This is a genomic window from Staphylococcus sp. GW823-FHT05F06 (assembly GCF_058795495.1).
This window is the reverse complement of record NZ_JBXAHW010000011.1, coordinates 72,647-88,689: the sequence shown is the minus strand read 5'-3', so window position 1 is coordinate 88,689 and position 16,043 is coordinate 72,647. Positions and strand designations below refer to the sequence as shown.

Sequence of the window (16,043 nt, the reverse complement as noted above, 5' to 3'; positions counted from 1 at the left end):
GAACCAGGTAAACCAGCAGAACCAGGTAAACCAGCGGAACCAGGTACGCCAGCAGAACCAGGTAAACCAGCGGAACCAGGTACGCCAGCAGAACCAGGTAAACCAGCGGAATCAGGTAAACCAGTGGAACCAGGTAAACCAGTGGAACCAGGTACGCCAGCACAATCAGGTGCACCAGAACAACCAAATAGATCAATGCATTCAACAGATAATAAAAATCAATTACCTGATACAGGTGAAAATCGTCAAGCTAATGAGGGAACTTTAGTCGGATCTCTATTAGCAATTGTCGGATCATTGTTCATATTTGGTCGTCGTAAAAAAGGTAATGAAAAATAATTTCATATAAAAACTTTCTGCCATTAACTTATTAGTTAATGGCAGTTTTGGTATATGATTATTAAGTATTGAAGTTATTGTGTTAAAACATTTTGAGGGTTAATTGTAAAACTCATATTATTAATTGCCGCTCAATTCAAGGCAATTAAAACATATTGTTTGAAATTAATTTGTGAATTTAGTCGATAGAGTGTTAGATTATTCTCAAATGAGTGTTATTCTACCATTGAATACGAAATGAGGGAGGGATAACTTAATGGAACACGTTTCTAAATTAGGCGAAGCGATTGTGGATACAGTAACAGCAGCACAAGCAGAAGATGGTGCTGAATTAGCAAAAAGTATCGTTAACATCGTAGCTAATGCAGGTGGCATCATTCAAGATATTGCTCACGCATTTGGTTATTAATATTGATACGCATATGAATGATTTTATTTATAATCATCTGGGACATCAATGATAGTCTCAGGTGTATTTTTTTGCAATAATCGCCATTGCTAAAATGAATCTTCTAATTGTCCTCTTATACAAATTATTTCTATCCTTATTTTGTAATAATGAATTCAAAAATTTTGTTTATCTTCACATCTAAAATATGCAGCACGTATCATTTCTCGAAATTCTTTTACTTTCCTCATTTAATCACACACTTTACCTACTTATTGTTATCACTTGCAACCTTCATATTCTAAATGTAAACTTTAAAATGTAATTAGTTTACATTTTAAAGTGGGTGACGTGACTAACATGAATATATTTGTAACTGGAACGAATACTGACATCGGTAAAACGTATGTCACTAAATATCTCTATAAGGCATTAAGAACGAGGGGATATCGGGTATGTATTTTCAAACCTTTTCAAACTGAAGAAATTGGTGGAGGTAGATACCCAGATTTAGAAATTTATAAAAACGAATGCGATTTAGACTATGACGTTACGTCTCTTTACACATTCAAAGATCCAGTTTCACCACATTTAGCATTCAAAATTGAAAGGCATCAGCAATTGAACCATCAAACAGTGATAGACAAACTCGAATCACTAGAAGCACAATTCGATATGATTCTCATTGAAGGTGCGGGTGGTATTGCAGTGCCTATCTATGAATACAGTGACCATTTTTATATGACAACAGATTTAATTAAAGACACATCGGATTTCATTGTGAGTGTCTTACCTTCAAAGATAGGTGCGATTAATGATGCCATCGTTCACCAGAAGTATATTGATCATCAAGAACTTCCCCCGAATGTGTTAATCATGAATAACTATACTGATAGTGCTATTGAACAGGATAATTTACATACCATTGAAAAATTAACACATAAGTCTGTTTATACGTTGGGTCATCAAGCGACTCAAGAAAGCTTTTCCGAAGCATTTATACAACGAATTATAGGAGGATCCAATGGCTAATACACGAGAGTTAAATCATAAAGATGCACAGTATGTATGGCACCCATTTACACAAATGGGCGTCTATACTAAAAATGACAATATTATTATTGAAAAAGGTCGTGGAAGTTATTTATACGATACTGAAGGTAATAAATATTTAGATGGTTATGCGTCATTATGGGTCAATGTGCATGGGCATCAGCATAAAAAGTTAAATAAAGCTATTCATAAACAACTTGATAAGATTGCCCATTCTACGCTATTAGGTTCGTCTAATATTCCATCGATTGAGCTAGCCGAACAGTTAGTCAAATTAACACCAGATAGATTACAAAAAGTGTTTTACTCTGATACAGGGAGTGCGTCGGTAGAGATTGCTATTAAGATGGCTTATCAATATTGGAAGAATATCGATGCTGAACGATATGCGAAGAAGAATAAATTTCTTACATTACATCATGGATATCATGGAGATACAATAGGTTCTGTTAGCGTTGGTGGTATCGATAGTTTCCACAAGATTTTTAAAGACCTTATTTTTGAAAATATACAAATAGAAACACCGTGTTTATATAAAAGTAAGTATCGCAATGAAGCGGAAATGCTTAATTCAATACTGAATCAAATTGAAAATATATTATCCGAGAGAAATGATGAAATAGTAGGATTTATTCTAGAGCCACTTATACAAGGTGCAACAGGTTTATTCGTTCATCCGCATGGTTTTTTGAAAGCTGTAGAACAGTTATGTAGAACATATGATGTGTTACTAATTTGTGATGAAGTAGCTGTTGGTTTCGGGCGTACGGGAGAAATGTTTGCTTGTAACCATGAAGATGTACAACCAGATATTATGTGTCTGGGTAAGGCGATTACAGGTGGTTATTTACCGTTAGCGGCAACTTTAACATCTCAAAAGATATATGATGCTTTTTTAAGTCAGAGTCACGGTAAGAATACGTTTTTCCACGGTCATACATATACAGGTAATCAGTTAGTTTGTTCCGTAGCACTTGAGAATATTAATCTTTTTAAAAAGAAGCATCTGATTGGGCACATTCAAAAGACATCTCAAACATTAAAGCAACGCTTAGAGGCACTTCAACCTCATAAAAATATTGGAGATATTAGAGGGCGGGGATTAATGTATGGTGTGGAATTAGTTGAAAACAAATCAACGCAGACACCACTCGATATTCCAACTGTAGAACTGATTATACGTCGATGTAAAGAGAATGGATTGATGATTCGTAATTTGGAAAATGTCATCACTTTCGTACCTATTTTAAGTATGTCTAATAAAGAAATTAAAAAAATGGTTAAAATTTTCAACAAAGCCTTACATCAAACATTGGGTAAGAAGTAAGAGGGGATTTATGGACATTAAAGCACAGTTAAAACAGATTCAAGATAAAGTTTTATATAGAGAGCTTCAGCCGATTCAGTCCGTAGAAAAACAATATATTTATATCAATGACCAATCTTATATTAATTTTACTTCGAACGATTATCTCGGTATAGGACAACTTGAATATCAACCTCAAAATTTCTTAGATTTTATAAAGACATATAGTATCCATCTATCAAGTTCTAGATTAGTGAGTGGCAACTCAGTCGTTTATCAGCAATTAGAACAGGCAATTAGCGAGCATTTTAATTTTGAAGACGCCTTAATTTTTAATAGTGGTTACGATGCGAATTTGGCGGTATTTAATATTTTTAAAAATAATAATGTTGTTATTTTTTCGGATCAACAGAATCATGCCAGTATAATAGACGGTATTAAATTAAGTGGTTTATCAAAAGTGATTTATCAACATTTAAACTATGATGACCTGGAAAGTCATTTAGCACGGCACACCAATCCAGATGTTCAAAAAGTAATTGTCTCTGATAGTGTGTTTTCTACTAATGGCACTAAAGCAGATATTAATAGGCTAGTACATCTCAAGCAACGTTACAATGCGATTTTAATTATTGACGCATCTCATAGTTTAGGATTAAATCTCTTTGAGTATCATGCAGACATTGACATAGTTACTTCAAGTTTATCTAAAGCGTGGGGAGCCCATGGTGGCGTCATATTCAGTTCAAAAGATATAAAAGATTTAATCATTAATAAAGGTCGTTCGCTTATCTACTCGAGTAGTTTACCTAGCTATCATTTGTATTTTATTCAAGTGAGCTTACAACATGTGATTGAAGATACATACAGACGAGAGAAGTTGAATGTACTTAGTGAATATTTTAATCACCAATTCATGGAATTATTTCCCGATCAACCATTATCTAATACACCTATCAAAAATATCGTTTGTGATAGTTTGGCTTCAGCACAAGCACAATACGACATGTTATTTGAACATGGTATATTTGTCAGTTATTTAAGGTATCCAACAGTGTCACAGCCAACATTAAGAATTTCATTATCCTATTTTCATGACACAGATGATATTGATCGACTTTTCAATGTAATGAAACAATACGATGAAGGTGATAGCTATGTATAGTATAAAAATGCGTGCAAGCCACGAAGATATTCATATTAGTGGTGCTGAAACAATGTGTGAATTTGAGGATTTAGAAAATTATTTAAAAAAATATTTTAATAAAGCATTTAATCATGAAAATGGAAATATAGATTTCTTAAATTTGAAAATTGAAAAGGTTAAGGCACCGATTCAAACGTTAGTAGCATTACCAGTGGTTGAAAATCTAAACGATACTTTAACACAATTAGCAAAACAAACAGGTGTTTCTGAATATGCGCTAAACAAAGGGTTAGAATTTATAAAAAATGATATTACTTATACTGGAGCCATTATTCTATCTGCACAAACCGGACAACGACTTGATAGCACTGAACAACGAGGTATCAGGGTAACACAATTAGCATTTAAAACATGCAAATGTAATGGAGAAATATCAGAAAGAGTAAAAGATGCACGTGCACTTGCAACTTGTATCAATGCATTTGAAGGTGTAAAGGCAGAACTATGTGTATCAGACGATTTGCATTACACGACTGGATATTTTGCGTCGCCTAAGTTAGGATATCGTAGAATCTTTAATATTAAAGAAAAAGGTACGCGTCACGGAGGAAGAATTATCTTCGTAGACGAAGGAATAAATTTAAATGAATATGTTTCCTTTTTAGAAACAGTACCTAAAGAAATCATAGAAAAATAAGTAATAATAAACACTCCCAGTAAAGAAAGCATTTAAAATGTGACCTTTACTGGGAGCTTTTTAGTTATATCATATTGTTTTTTTAATGAAAGAGTTACAGGGTATAAATTATTTTGTAAATGTGATTTTAGGCGAGGTACCTAAGCCTTCTTTACTTATAGCATTAAAAACCAATTTTTTTGAATTAATAAGAATCATTTCAATAATGATATTCGGATTGTCTACATTACTTAAAATTATTTTTCTGGAATCTTCATTTATTAACGTACAAACGTAATTAGGTGTTATATCTTTATTAAATGTAATATTTAATGGTGAAGTTTCTACTTCTACAGGATGCCAAATACCTTCTAATGTATGGAACCAACAAATTTCTTGATATTTTGAATCGTCACTTACGATGTTTATGTTGTTGTAATTATGCATAAGCACACCTTTCTATATTAATAACCATAAATTGATGCATACCATTCATAGTGATCGCCATTTGATACTGGAATGATATTACTATGTGCATCTTGAGTCATGAGACCATTGTCCCATGGGTTCCAAATTAAAATGACTTTTTGTCCGTTGTTAACTTTAGCATTACCAGCCACAGCCATGGCATGTCCAGCGTGAATACCATCGCTTGATTCAACACGCTTACCTAATACAGCTATACCTTGATTATTAGTTGTTAATTGGTCTACTTCATTATATGAAGTCATTCTATTAAGATATTGAGTATTTCTGCCTTGTGATCTACCAAAACGAAGCATCTCGTTAGATGTTAGTCCTGTAAATTGGAAGTCGTGACCTCTTAAATTAGGATGTAAATATCTCATTACTGATTCTGCATTATATCGATTTGTATTATATGTGGCATTGAGTAGTGCTGACATGGTATAGCCGGCACACCAACTATTATACCCTTGTGTTTCTCGTATTCTGAAATTCTTTAATTGATTTACATATTCTGCGTACATTTCATTTCGTGTACTTTGATATTCTAAAGTTGGTTTTGTTACTGATGCAGTTTGTTTAAAATCATTTAAATCTTTAGGTTTAGTGGATTCAGTGGCATTTTCATATGTTTTTTCATTATTACGTGGCGTTTTAAGCACAAGTGTCACTTTACCATCTTCAGTAAGTGCAAAATATCCTTTTGTATTAGTCAAAATTGTTATCTTTTGATTTTTATATTGGTTTAATATTTTAGAAAGAAATGGAGAAACATTAATGGAATAATTGTTTTGCTGTTTTGAAGCTTTAGAATTTGAAGGATTAGGAGAAATTGTTACTACATAAACGACATCTCCTTTTTTATTGAGCACTGGATAATAATAATTGCCGTCGCTTTCCTTATTAAATTTATAAATTTTAAAAGGTTCACCAAGTGTATACGATGTTGCTTTGTGGTTGGAAGCTTTATCTAATAAAGCTACACGAGATAAATATTGTTCTTCAGCAAGTTTGCGAACTGCATCTGGAACGTCTTTATTACTGACAGTGACTTTAGTTGTTTTTTGGTTTGCACCATTCTTTTGTGGTAACGAGTCGGCGTGAGCACTATTGAAAAATAGGCCAAGTGCTAAACTTAGCGTAAAAGCAAGCATAATGGTAATCATATAACTTAATTTTTTCTTCATAAAAAGTACTCCTTTACTAAAGTTTTTTGCAACTCTTTCAAACTGAATATAACATTTATTTTAAAATATAATTCATTTATTTCCTAAACGTTAAGTTATAATACTTATACGTTAAATATATAAATTGAACAAAATTAAATTGATATAAATTATAATGGAGTAATGGATGGATATAGTGACATGATGTCTATACTATTAACACGACTATGAAGCAAATGTTTATAATTATCACTTCTAATTATTATCAAGTGTTCATGCTTCTTCATCATGTGTAATGAAAAACATTTTCAATATATGTTATCAATCAATTTTAATGTTGTGTTTACACATAATAATTATATGTAAGTATTTATTATTTTTAATAATTCAAAATGTAAAGTTTACAAAGTTTTAATAAATAAACTAAAGTAATTTATATTTTTATGTTAATATATACATAACAGTTATATTTTCATCTTTTATAGGGGAAAAAACTTATAGAGGTGATTTTTTTGAAAAATAATAATGAAACAAGAAGATTTAGCATTAGGAAGTACACGGTGGGAGTCGTGTCAATCATTACTGGGATTACAATATTTGTCAGTGGTCAGCATGCTCAAGCTGCTGAAATGACACAATCATCATCAGATTCTAACGAACAGTCACAACAAACAGAACAAGTTGAACACAAAGAAGATACAACTCATTTATCTTACGAATTGAATCAAGAGGGTGAGACAGCGAGCCAATCAAAGACTAGTCAAGAGAATCAATCTGATGGCAATGTACAAAAAAAGAGTAATCAAATACAACAAGATTCAACACAAACGTCACCATTAAATGACCAAAAACAAACTTCAATGGAACAACAATCAAAAGACAATCATGTTACCCCAAATTCACGTCAGGATACATATCCAAAAGGCCAAAATCAAGATGATAAAGGCAAACAACAGTTTAAAGATAATCAACACTCACAAACAGGACATCAACCTAATACTCAAAACCAAAATAATGATCAAGATTCATCAGATAAAAAGCAACACCCATCTGATCAAACTCAAGACTCATCTTCAAAAGGAACACAACCTAAACAATCACAGTCTATAGAAGATAGAGATAAAACAGTAAAACAACCATCTTCTAAAGTACACAAAATAGGTAACACAAAAACTGATAAAACAGTTAAAACAAATCAAAAAAAGCAAACATCATTAACTTCACCACGCGTTGTGAAATCAAAACAAACTAAACATATCAATCAACTTACTGCGCAAGCTCAATATAAAAATCAATATCCAGTCGTGTTTGTACATGGATTTGTAGGTTTAGTCGGTGAAGATGCATTCAGCATGTACCCAAATTATTGGGGTGGTACTAAATATAACGTGAAACAAGAACTTACAAAATTAGGTTACCGAGTTCACGAAGCCAATGTAGGGGCATTTAGCAGCAATTATGACCGTGCTGTTGAACTGTATTATTATATTAAAGGTGGAAGAGTAGATTATGGTGCAGCACATGCTGCAAAATATGGTCACAAGCGTTATGGCAGAACATATGAAGGCATCATGCCTGATTGGGAACCAGGTAAAAAGATACATCTTGTTGGACATAGTATGGGTGGCCAAACGATACGCTTGATGGAACATTTTTTAAGAAATGGAAATCAAGAAGAAATAGATTATCAACGTCAATATGGTGGTACGGTATCTGATTTGTTTAAAGGTGGACAAGATAACATGGTGTCTACGATTACTACATTAGGAACACCTCATAATGGCACACCTGCTGCAGATAAACTAGGGTCGACTAAATTTATCAAAGATACAATTAATAGAATTGGAAAAATTGGTGGAACTAAAGCGCTCGATTTAGAACTAGGTTTTTCTCAATGGGGCTTCAAACAGAAACCTAATGAATCATATGCTGAATATGCAAAACGTATAGCGAATAGTAAAGTTTGGGAGACTGAAGATCAGGCTGTAAATGATTTAACAACTGTTGGAGCAGAAAAGTTAAACCAAATGACGACATTGAATCCTAATATCGTCTATACATCATATACAGGTGCTGCAACACATACTGGACCATTAGGCAATGAAGTGCCGAATATTAGACAATTCCCACTATTCGATTTAACAAGTCGTGTGATAGGTGGAGATGATAATAAAAATGTCAGAGTAAATGATGGCATAGTACCTGTGTCTTCTTCACTACATCCAAGTGATGAAGCATTTAAGAAGGTAGGTATGATGAACCTAGCAACTGACAAGGGTATTTGGCAAGTGAGACCCGTACAATATGATTGGGATCATCTAGATTTAGTCGGCTTAGATACTACTGATTATAAGCGAACTGGAGAAGAATTAGGTCAATTCTATATGAGTATGATAAATAATATGTTGAAAGTCGAAGAGTTAGATGGTATTACACGTAAGTAGCGATTAAAAGAACGATAATAGCCTCATTAGATGTATGATTGCGGTACATTTAATGAGGTTTTTTGATTGTTTCGCCGAAAAAAACATATAAATAAATTAAATTGAATGTGTATGAATAATTTGATGATATAAAATTGAATTTTTATAAACTGATATTTATATCAATAAAATGTATATTTAATAAATGTATACAATAATAGAGAGATGTGAAAAGATGAAATATTATGGGAAGTGCATTTCTTACATAAGCATTTTAATATTAACGTTTTTTATTGGCGGATGTGGATTTATGAATAAAGAAAATAATAAAGAAGCGGAAATTAAAGAAAATTTTAATAAAACATTAAGTATGTATCCAATTAAAAATTTAGAAGATTTATACGATAAAGAAGGCTATCGTGATGAAGAATTTGAAAAAGAGGACAAAGGGACATGGATTATTAATTCAGAAATGAATATTCAGAAAAAAGATCAAGCGATGAAATCTAGAGGTATGGTTTTGTATATGAATAGAAATACTAGAAAGACGACTGGTCATTTTTATACAAATATAATTACAGAAGATAAAAAAGGGAGAGTGCACAGTAAAGATAAAGAATATCCGGTTCGCCTTAAAAACAATAAAATTGAACCGACTAAACCTATCGCCGATGAAAAATTAAAAAATGAAATTAAAAACTTTCAGTTTTTCTCTCAATATGGGAATTTTAAAAATTTAAAAGACTACAAGAATGGAAATGTGTCTTATAACCCAAACGTACCAAGCTATTCGGCAGAGTACCAATTAAGTAATGAAGATGACAATGTGAAGCAACTCAGAAAGAGGTATGATATTCCGATTAAGAGAGCTCCTAAACTAATATTAAAAGGGGACGGTGACCTTAAAGGTTCATCTATAGGTTATAAAGATATCGAGTTTTCTTTTGTCGACAATAAAGAAGAAAGCGTCTACTTTGCGGATAGTTTGAAATTTAATCCAAGTGAGGTAAATAATGAGTAGAAGTAAGCATGGAATCAGTTCAAAAGCGCAAACATTAATAAAAGACGAACAATAGAAATAAGTACCAAAAACCTCTAAATGAACAAAAGTCATTTAGAGGTTTGTTTATGTATAAAGTTTAACTGATGATAATTGAGAGATGTGTTTTTATAAATCAAATTGTATTTGTTTTAAATGTTTTCCTATAACAATGAGGTACAATGGTACATCGTTTTTAAGTTGAATGGGAGATAATTCTATATTTCCTTGTGCATACTGTACTAAATAAACGTGTTGCTGATCTGAAAAACGAACAAACCCTTTGACACGGTAAACATCTTGAGGCAAGTTATCTAACGCACTAATCATTTCTTCTTTTGTTTGTAGCCTAGGATTTTCGATGAATTGATGATTTATATTACTATGCAAAGTGCCACATGCATTTGAATTTATATGTGTTGGCTCTAGCAGTGATTTTAAATTTAATTCTCCAAATTGACCAACTTGAATATTGGCATCGCTATTGAGACGCTCGAGTTGACGTAGCAAGCGGGCGGTTTCTTCCACCTCTATCTTATCTATTTTATTAACAAATAAAGTCGAACAATGACGAAGTTGTTCATAAAATAGAGCTGCAATGTCTTGTGGATAAGATTTAATTCGTGAATACATGCTTGCATCAATAATTCCCACCATACTCCTTAAAGTGATAAAAGGTGCAAGTACGGGTGTGAAGCATGCATCGACGACAGCTAGTGGTTCAGCTACACCACTGCATTCAATAAAGATGATATCTGGTTGATATTTTAAGTATAGTTCATGTAGTTGTTGTGATACGTCTGATTTCATCGCACAACAAATGCATCCTTCAGTGATTTCACTCATAGGTACTTCAGGATGTTCTATAAGTTGGCCATCAACACTTCTTTTTCCAAATTCATTCATAATAACAGCAGGATTTAAGTTGTTTTCAAGTGCATCAGCGATTAAATGATTTATTGCTGAGGTCTTGCCACTTCCTAAAAAACCACCGATAATAATGATTTCCATAACATCACTCCTAAGTCTGAAATTTTAGTTATGCTTAACATTGCTATGGCTAGTATGGTGACGCAAATTGTGGACGATACCATTTGTTTCATTATCATTTTAATTCCTAGAATTGAACCGAGTCGACGCATGAGCATAGTCATTGTTACTGAACATGCTGTAAATGTTGAACTAAAAAAGACTAGCAACAATAATTGGAATGCGGAAAGTCTTTGAATTAAAGTACCGCCATTCATATTAAACAACAACATCCCATCCTTACGTATCATTGAAAACAGAATACCTGGTGCAAGCTGTGTAGGTACATCTAGTAGCCATAATAAAGGTATGAATGCATTTGATATAAAAGTCAAAATAGACGTAAGAGACAATAGACTTACAATAAGGCAAATTCCTATAAAAATAGGTAAGGCTTGTACAATAAACATTTGAATACTTTTCCACGCTGCTTTTAAGAGTAGCTTTGGTTTGGGCCAACGTACAGGTTGTCGTTGAAAAACAGACTGTGTTGTCATAGGTGTTTGATGACTATACCATAGTTTGTTATGTATGATTCCTCCTAAGAAAACCATGCCTATGTATGGCAAAAACAACCAAGAGCGGTGGCTTGCGTTGAATATCGATAATGTAGCACCAATTTGATAACTACATGCAGTTCCGAAACTTACCAAGCTCATACATTGTACTTTTGTACAACGATGACATTGATGTGTAGCTTGAGTAATAGCAGCAGCATTACATCCAAATCCTTCTAACAAGGGTATGATATCTGATCCATGAAGACCAAGTCTCATCATCGTAGGTTCGATAGACCAAACGATATAATGCTTTAAATGAGTTATATCTATAAGAGCTGTAGATAAACTAATCATGAAAACAACTGGTAACGCCCAGACGAATGAATATGTACCTAAAGAAATGACACCATAATGACCGAATAAAATATGTTGTAGCTTATTTTCTTGAAATAATGATATTTGGGATAGTTTAGTTAACCAGTGTGACACGTAGTATTGTAATCCGTCTGAAACGTGATAAGACAAGTAGATGGGTAAAGCAAACATAAGTACAATAAAGCACCATCCACAAATAATATTGTGAAATTGAGGATGGTATGCTTTGCTCTCCTTAACAAAAGTCTCTAACTTTTTAATCATATTTAAACTATGGAGTGGAGATGAAAGAATAGCATGTTGTAATGAAATATCTAATTGATGTTTGATAATGTAACGTTTTAATAAAGTTTGCTGACTGGGAGTTAATTTGTCATAGTCTTCAATTAAAAAGTAATGTGCATCATCTGGAATGTCAGTAAACGTCCCATCACGTAAATTAAAGGTTACTTTTAACATGTGCAATTCACATCACAACAACTGTAATCGTCTAGAAACATATTTTTTTGACGATATGACTGAATTAAAGACGTATCTTCAGGTAAGCCTTCGCGTAGGCTTACTATGCGTGCTAATACTGCAAAACGTGCTCTGAATTTATATATATAACAAAGAATGGCATTTTGATGACGTACAGTCGCCCCAATTAAAAATACATTAGGAAACTTTGTAGATTCGTCTAATTCTGTTAATTGAACTTCTGATTGTCGTACTTGAAATAGTTGTTCTATTAAAGGGTTTTGGGTAACATCAAATCCAGTTGCGATAATCGGTTCAGTATGAGAGTGAACAATATGTCCATTATCAAAATGTATCTTATAGGAATGGTTTTGATATGTTATTTTGCGTGTCTGGTAGCCAGCATGCATTTCGATTAATGCACCCTCTTGTATAGCGTTACGCAATCGCTGTTGAGTATACGGTGATAATCTTATACTTGGGTCTGCATCTTCCTTTTTAAGTCCAGTTTTAGATGTATATATTGATATTCTTGCGCCTGTTTGACTAAGGTTTATGGCTGCATCAAAAGCACTCTCATTACCACCAATGATTGTAAAAGCATCACCTTTTAATTGAGTGAATGTTTGAATTTCACTATAATGAAGTCCATATGAAAAAGGATGATATGGGAATGAATAGTCTCCAGTTGCTATAAATATATAATCTGCTGTATACACGCCATAGTCCGTTGATACATGATATATACCATCTATGTATGTTACACGTGAAACATTGGTATTTGTTTTGACATTTAGATTGTAATGCGTAGCTACTAGTGAGAGGTATTCAGCATAACGTTTTCCAGATAAATGTTCTTCATTGAAAGTGAAGGCAGGTGATGTATCTTTAGCTATTGCATTCATATCTGGCATGCCAAAACCATTAGTTGTAAATGATGGTGTGATGGTCTTTGTTGATAGAGGCCAATGTTTAAATGAATGACCGATGGTTCCCTTTTCAACAATTAGAACATCTTTAATATTGAATTCTTGTAAAGTGATTGCCATACCCACACCAGCGGCTCCTGCGCCGATGATGATGATGCGATGATGAGACATGATAGTACATCCTTTCTGAATTTATTTCTGAAAAACGTAATTATTACGATTTAAAAGTATAGCGATAATGCTATTACATTTCAAATGAAAAAGTAACAGTAGTTTATGCAACTGCGTGATTATGTTGTGCATAAATGTATCAAATAGAAAACTTTTGCTTTTTTCAGACTTTTTAGAGATTAAATATTACCGTTGACAATAATAAAAAATAATGTAAATATTAAAGCGTAACAATTTCGATTTAGGAGATGTACACATGTATAAAAAAGGTTTAATTTTATTTTTTGTAGCAGTACTAACATTGGCACTTGCTGCTTGCGGTAAAGATAGTCATAATCAGTCATCTGATCATAAAGAAAAATTAGATGTGAAGACAACAGTCTATCCACTTAAATCATTTGCACAGCAAATTGGTGGTAAATATGTAAATGTTGAATCGGTTTACCCTAAAGGCGTAGATCCACATACATATGATCCAAGTCAAAAACAAATGGTAGATATTGGGAAATCAGACTTATTCTTATATACTGGTGATAACTTAGATCCCGTAGCTAAGAAAATCGCTAAAGCTATAAATGATAAAGATAAAACACTATCACTAGAATCGACTTTAGATAAAAATAAAGATTTATTAAAAGGCGAAGAACATGAACATGAGCACGGAGAAGGTCACGAACATGGTGAATCACATGAAGATGAACACGAACATGAACATCATCACCATGGAAAATACGACCCACACATTTGGTTGGATCCTGTAGTAAGTCAAAAATTTGCTAAAGCGATTAAAGATGAATTGATTGAGAAAGATAGCAAACATAAATCTTATTATGAAAAGAATTACAACCAACTCGTTAAAGAGTTAAAAGACTTAGATAAAGATATGAAACATGCTGTGAAAGGTAATGAAGATAAAACTGTTTATATTTCACACGACTCTATAGGTTATCTAGCTGAACGCTATCATTTTGAACAAGAAGGCATTGAAAATATGAATGCGGAAGAACCAAGCCAAAAAGATTTAACAAATATTGTTAAACAAATTAAAGAAGATAAAGTGAAAAATATTTTAATAGAAGAAAATGTATCTCATAAAGTAGCAGATACGGTAAGAAAAGAGACAAATGCTAAAACAATTAAATTTTACAATATGGGATCACACACAAAACAACAAGATGATGACAAAAACACTTACCAATCATTTATGAAAGAAAATATTAAAGCTATTGAAAAAGCCCTACAAAATGAATAAATCAATTTAAAATATAAAAAAGACGACATCAAAGAAACATTAACAGAAATGATATGTTCAGATGTGGAAGTATTTTCGATTGACTGAGTTGATTACTTGGGAATGTTAAAGGCTGTCAACTCTAGTTAGTTTTGTGAGAGTGGAATAAAGAATTCTGTATGGATTCTGTTCCGCTCTTTTTTTATTAAAAAGATTCAAAGAAGCATAATTTAAAAGAGTAAAATTTATTCTTTGATTAATATTTGATATAATTGTGAACATTTAAATAAGCAAAAACCAAATATTTGAAATTATGTTAATGTAAATGTAGATATTAAAGTAATCATTTTTATTTAAAAGTAGATTTTAATTTTTATATACATATTAGCGTTGTGGAATAGGTGGAAAGGGGGAGTCAAAAGGTGAAAACGCTAATGATTAAAGCAATGGGGACGGTGATACGTTTATCGATTGAACATCAACATCCGGATACATTACTTCAAGAAGCTGAAATAAAAATTCGTGCTTGGGAATCACAATTTAGTGCTAATGATCCGAAATCAGATTTGATGAATGTGAATCAACATGCAGGTATCGCACCAGTCAAGGTTAGTTCTGAAATCTTTAACATGATACGTTATGGTTATGAAACTACATTATCTTCTAATTTTAAGATGAACATTTTGATAGGGCCACTAGTCAAATTATGGAAAATTGGTTTTAAAGATGCATTGAAACCTAAAGAAGTGGATATACAACGTGCTTTATTGTGTATGAATCCTGAAAATCTTGTTCTAAATTCAAAAACACATGAAGTATTTCTTACACAATCAGGAATGGAGATTGATTTAGGAGCCATAGTTAAAGGTTATTTTGCTGATCAATTACAGCAATACTTTTTATCTCATGGTGTATCTTCTGCCATTATCGATTTAGGTGGTAATGTTTTAACAATTGGTAGACAACCCGAAACATTAGAAAAATGGCATGTAGGTGTACGTAATCCATTTCATAAGGATGCACTACCACTCGTTACATTAAGCGTAGCGCATCAATCAGTTGTCACATCAGGTATCTACGAACGCTACTTCATACAGGAAAATCAATTATTTCATCATATATTGGATTCAACAACAGGTTATCCTGTAGATAATGATATCGCTAGCGTGACAATCATATCTGATCATGGGATTGATGGCGAGGTATGGAGTACAATTTGTAGTTTTGGTCAGTCACAAAAAAATATTGAATTATTAAATCTCATTGACGGTATTGAAGGCATTATTGTGACAAGAGATGGAAGCGTTTTAATGACTTCGAAAATGCAAAAGTATTTATAAAAATTTA

General features: G+C 32.6%; 15 protein-coding genes. 10 read left to right on the top strand and 5 right to left on the bottom strand.

The window, feature by feature from the left end; all coding sequences use genetic code 11:
* From AC1Q7N_RS08490 to AC1Q7N_RS08465, 6 genes are all read left to right on the top strand, one after another.
* Positions 1-339: LPXTG cell wall anchor domain-containing protein (locus AC1Q7N_RS08490; protein ID WP_492713086.1), on the top strand; the 339-nt coding region annotated here is incomplete at its 5' end.
* 256 nt (positions 340-595) lie between these two features.
* Positions 596-748, top strand: a complete 153-nt coding sequence (locus AC1Q7N_RS08485) for a beta-class phenol-soluble modulin (protein ID WP_002437688.1) — start codon at positions 596-598, stop codon at positions 746-748.
* A gap of 339 nt (positions 749-1,087) precedes the next feature.
* Positions 1,088-1,759, top strand: coding sequence for a dethiobiotin synthase (bioD, locus tag AC1Q7N_RS08480; protein WP_002484656.1), 672 nt, complete (start codon positions 1,088-1,090; stop codon positions 1,757-1,759).
* On the top strand, positions 1,752-3,107 hold the full coding sequence (gene bioA, locus AC1Q7N_RS08475) for an adenosylmethionine--8-amino-7-oxononanoate transaminase (RefSeq protein WP_002484667.1): 1,356 nt from the start codon (positions 1,752-1,754) through the stop codon (positions 3,105-3,107). Before bioD ends, bioA begins: the two co-directional genes overlap by 8 nt.
* Positions 3,108-3,117: 10 nt before the next feature.
* Positions 3,118-4,251: an aminotransferase class I/II-fold pyridoxal phosphate-dependent enzyme gene (locus tag AC1Q7N_RS08470; RefSeq protein ID WP_002437695.1), complete on the top strand. Its 1,134-nt coding sequence runs from the start codon at positions 3,118-3,120 to the stop codon at positions 4,249-4,251.
* A complete protein-coding gene (locus tag AC1Q7N_RS08465; RefSeq protein ID WP_002484649.1) occupies positions 4,244-4,930 on the top strand; it encodes a 6-carboxyhexanoate--CoA ligase in 687 nt (228 codons plus the stop codon). The genes AC1Q7N_RS08470 and AC1Q7N_RS08465 overlap by 8 nt, the downstream gene beginning before the upstream one ends.
* A 108-nt stretch (positions 4,931-5,038) precedes the next feature.
* Here the strand turns inward: AC1Q7N_RS08465 and AC1Q7N_RS08460 are convergent, their stop codons facing one another.
* Positions 5,039-5,356 carry a staphostatin A gene (locus AC1Q7N_RS08460; RefSeq protein ID WP_002469284.1) on the bottom strand — a complete coding sequence of 106 codons (318 nt, stop codon included), beginning with the start codon at positions 5,354-5,356 and terminating at the stop codon, positions 5,039-5,041.
* A gap of 17 nt (positions 5,357-5,373) precedes the next feature.
* Positions 5,374-6,561 carry a cysteine protease staphopain gene (locus AC1Q7N_RS08455; protein WP_002437704.1) on the bottom strand — a complete coding sequence of 396 codons (1,188 nt, stop codon included), beginning with the start codon at positions 6,559-6,561 and terminating at the stop codon, positions 5,374-5,376.
* A gap of 491 nt (positions 6,562-7,052) precedes the next feature.
* On the opposite strand from AC1Q7N_RS08455, the gene gehD reads away from it, so the two are divergent.
* Together gehD and AC1Q7N_RS08445 are read left to right on the top strand one after the other, a co-directional pair.
* Positions 7,053-8,984: a YSIRK domain-containing triacylglycerol lipase GehD gene (gene gehD / locus AC1Q7N_RS08450; RefSeq protein WP_032606410.1), complete on the top strand. Its 1,932-nt coding sequence runs from the start codon at positions 7,053-7,055 to the stop codon at positions 8,982-8,984.
* Positions 8,985-9,198: 214 nt separating this feature from the next.
* Positions 9,199-9,984, top strand: coding sequence for a tandem-type lipoprotein (locus AC1Q7N_RS08445; protein WP_145376494.1), 786 nt, complete (start codon positions 9,199-9,201; stop codon positions 9,982-9,984).
* 147 nt (positions 9,985-10,131) lie between these two features.
* On the opposite strand, the gene AC1Q7N_RS08440 is transcribed toward AC1Q7N_RS08445, so the two are convergent.
* Genes AC1Q7N_RS08440 through AC1Q7N_RS08430 form a run of 3 tightly spaced genes read right to left on the bottom strand, consistent with a single transcriptional unit; the run spans position 10,132 to position 13,465 of the window.
* A complete protein-coding gene (locus AC1Q7N_RS08440; protein WP_002470531.1) occupies positions 10,132-11,013 on the bottom strand; it encodes a CobW family GTP-binding protein in 882 nt (293 codons plus the stop codon).
* Positions 10,983-12,365 (bottom strand): nucleoside recognition domain-containing protein, encoded by a 1,383-nt coding sequence (locus AC1Q7N_RS08435; RefSeq protein ID WP_002470525.1) that lies wholly within the window; start codon positions 12,363-12,365, stop codon positions 10,983-10,985. Before AC1Q7N_RS08435 ends, AC1Q7N_RS08440 begins: the two co-directional genes overlap by 31 nt.
* Positions 12,359-13,465 carry an NAD(P)/FAD-dependent oxidoreductase gene (locus AC1Q7N_RS08430; RefSeq protein WP_002505869.1) on the bottom strand — a complete coding sequence of 369 codons (1,107 nt, stop codon included), beginning with the start codon at positions 13,463-13,465 and terminating at the stop codon, positions 12,359-12,361. Before AC1Q7N_RS08430 ends, AC1Q7N_RS08435 begins: the two co-directional genes overlap by 7 nt.
* A 256-nt stretch (positions 13,466-13,721) precedes the next feature.
* On the opposite strand from AC1Q7N_RS08430, the gene AC1Q7N_RS08425 reads away from it, so the two are divergent.
* Both AC1Q7N_RS08425 and AC1Q7N_RS08420 read left to right on the top strand, forming a co-directional pair.
* Entirely contained in the window at positions 13,722-14,717 is a 996-nt protein-coding gene (locus AC1Q7N_RS08425; protein ID WP_032606406.1) for a metal ABC transporter solute-binding protein, Zn/Mn family, read from the top strand.
* Positions 14,718-15,130: 413 nt separating this feature from the next.
* Positions 15,131-16,036, top strand: a complete 906-nt coding sequence (locus AC1Q7N_RS08420) for an FAD:protein FMN transferase (protein WP_002456311.1) — start codon at positions 15,131-15,133, stop codon at positions 16,034-16,036.
* Positions 16,037-16,043 lie beyond the last annotated feature (7 nt).

Bases quoted from the DNA above. Each gene is read 5' to 3' on its own strand.
- AC1Q7N_RS08485 (WP_002437688.1), top strand. From the start codon at position 596: ATGGAACACGTTTCTAAATTAGGCGAAGCGATTGTGGATACAGTAACA.
- bioD (WP_002484656.1), top strand. From the start codon at position 1,088: ATGAATATATTTGTAACTGGAACGAATACTGACATCGGTAAAACGTAT.
- bioA (WP_002484667.1), top strand. From the start codon at position 1,752: ATGGCTAATACACGAGAGTTAAATCATAAAGATGCACAGTATGTATGG.
- AC1Q7N_RS08470 (WP_002437695.1), top strand. From the start codon at position 3,118: ATGGACATTAAAGCACAGTTAAAACAGATTCAAGATAAAGTTTTATAT.
- AC1Q7N_RS08465 (WP_002484649.1), top strand. From the start codon at position 4,244: ATGTATAGTATAAAAATGCGTGCAAGCCACGAAGATATTCATATTAGT.
- AC1Q7N_RS08460 (WP_002469284.1), bottom strand. From the start codon at position 5,356: ATGCATAATTACAACAACATAAACATCGTAAGTGACGATTCAAAATAT.
- AC1Q7N_RS08455 (WP_002437704.1), bottom strand. From the start codon at position 6,561: ATGAAGAAAAAATTAAGTTATATGATTACCATTATGCTTGCTTTTACG.
- AC1Q7N_RS08445 (WP_145376494.1), top strand. From the start codon at position 9,199: ATGAAATATTATGGGAAGTGCATTTCTTACATAAGCATTTTAATATTA.
- AC1Q7N_RS08440 (WP_002470531.1), bottom strand. From the start codon at position 11,013: ATGGAAATCATTATTATCGGTGGTTTTTTAGGAAGTGGCAAGACCTCA.
- AC1Q7N_RS08435 (WP_002470525.1), bottom strand. From the start codon at position 12,365: ATGTTAAAAGTAACCTTTAATTTACGTGATGGGACGTTTACTGACATT.
- AC1Q7N_RS08430 (WP_002505869.1), bottom strand. From the start codon at position 13,465: ATGTCTCATCATCGCATCATCATCATCGGCGCAGGAGCCGCTGGTGTG.
- AC1Q7N_RS08425 (WP_032606406.1), top strand. From the start codon at position 13,722: ATGTATAAAAAAGGTTTAATTTTATTTTTTGTAGCAGTACTAACATTG.
- AC1Q7N_RS08420 (WP_002456311.1), top strand. From the start codon at position 15,131: ATGATTAAAGCAATGGGGACGGTGATACGTTTATCGATTGAACATCAA.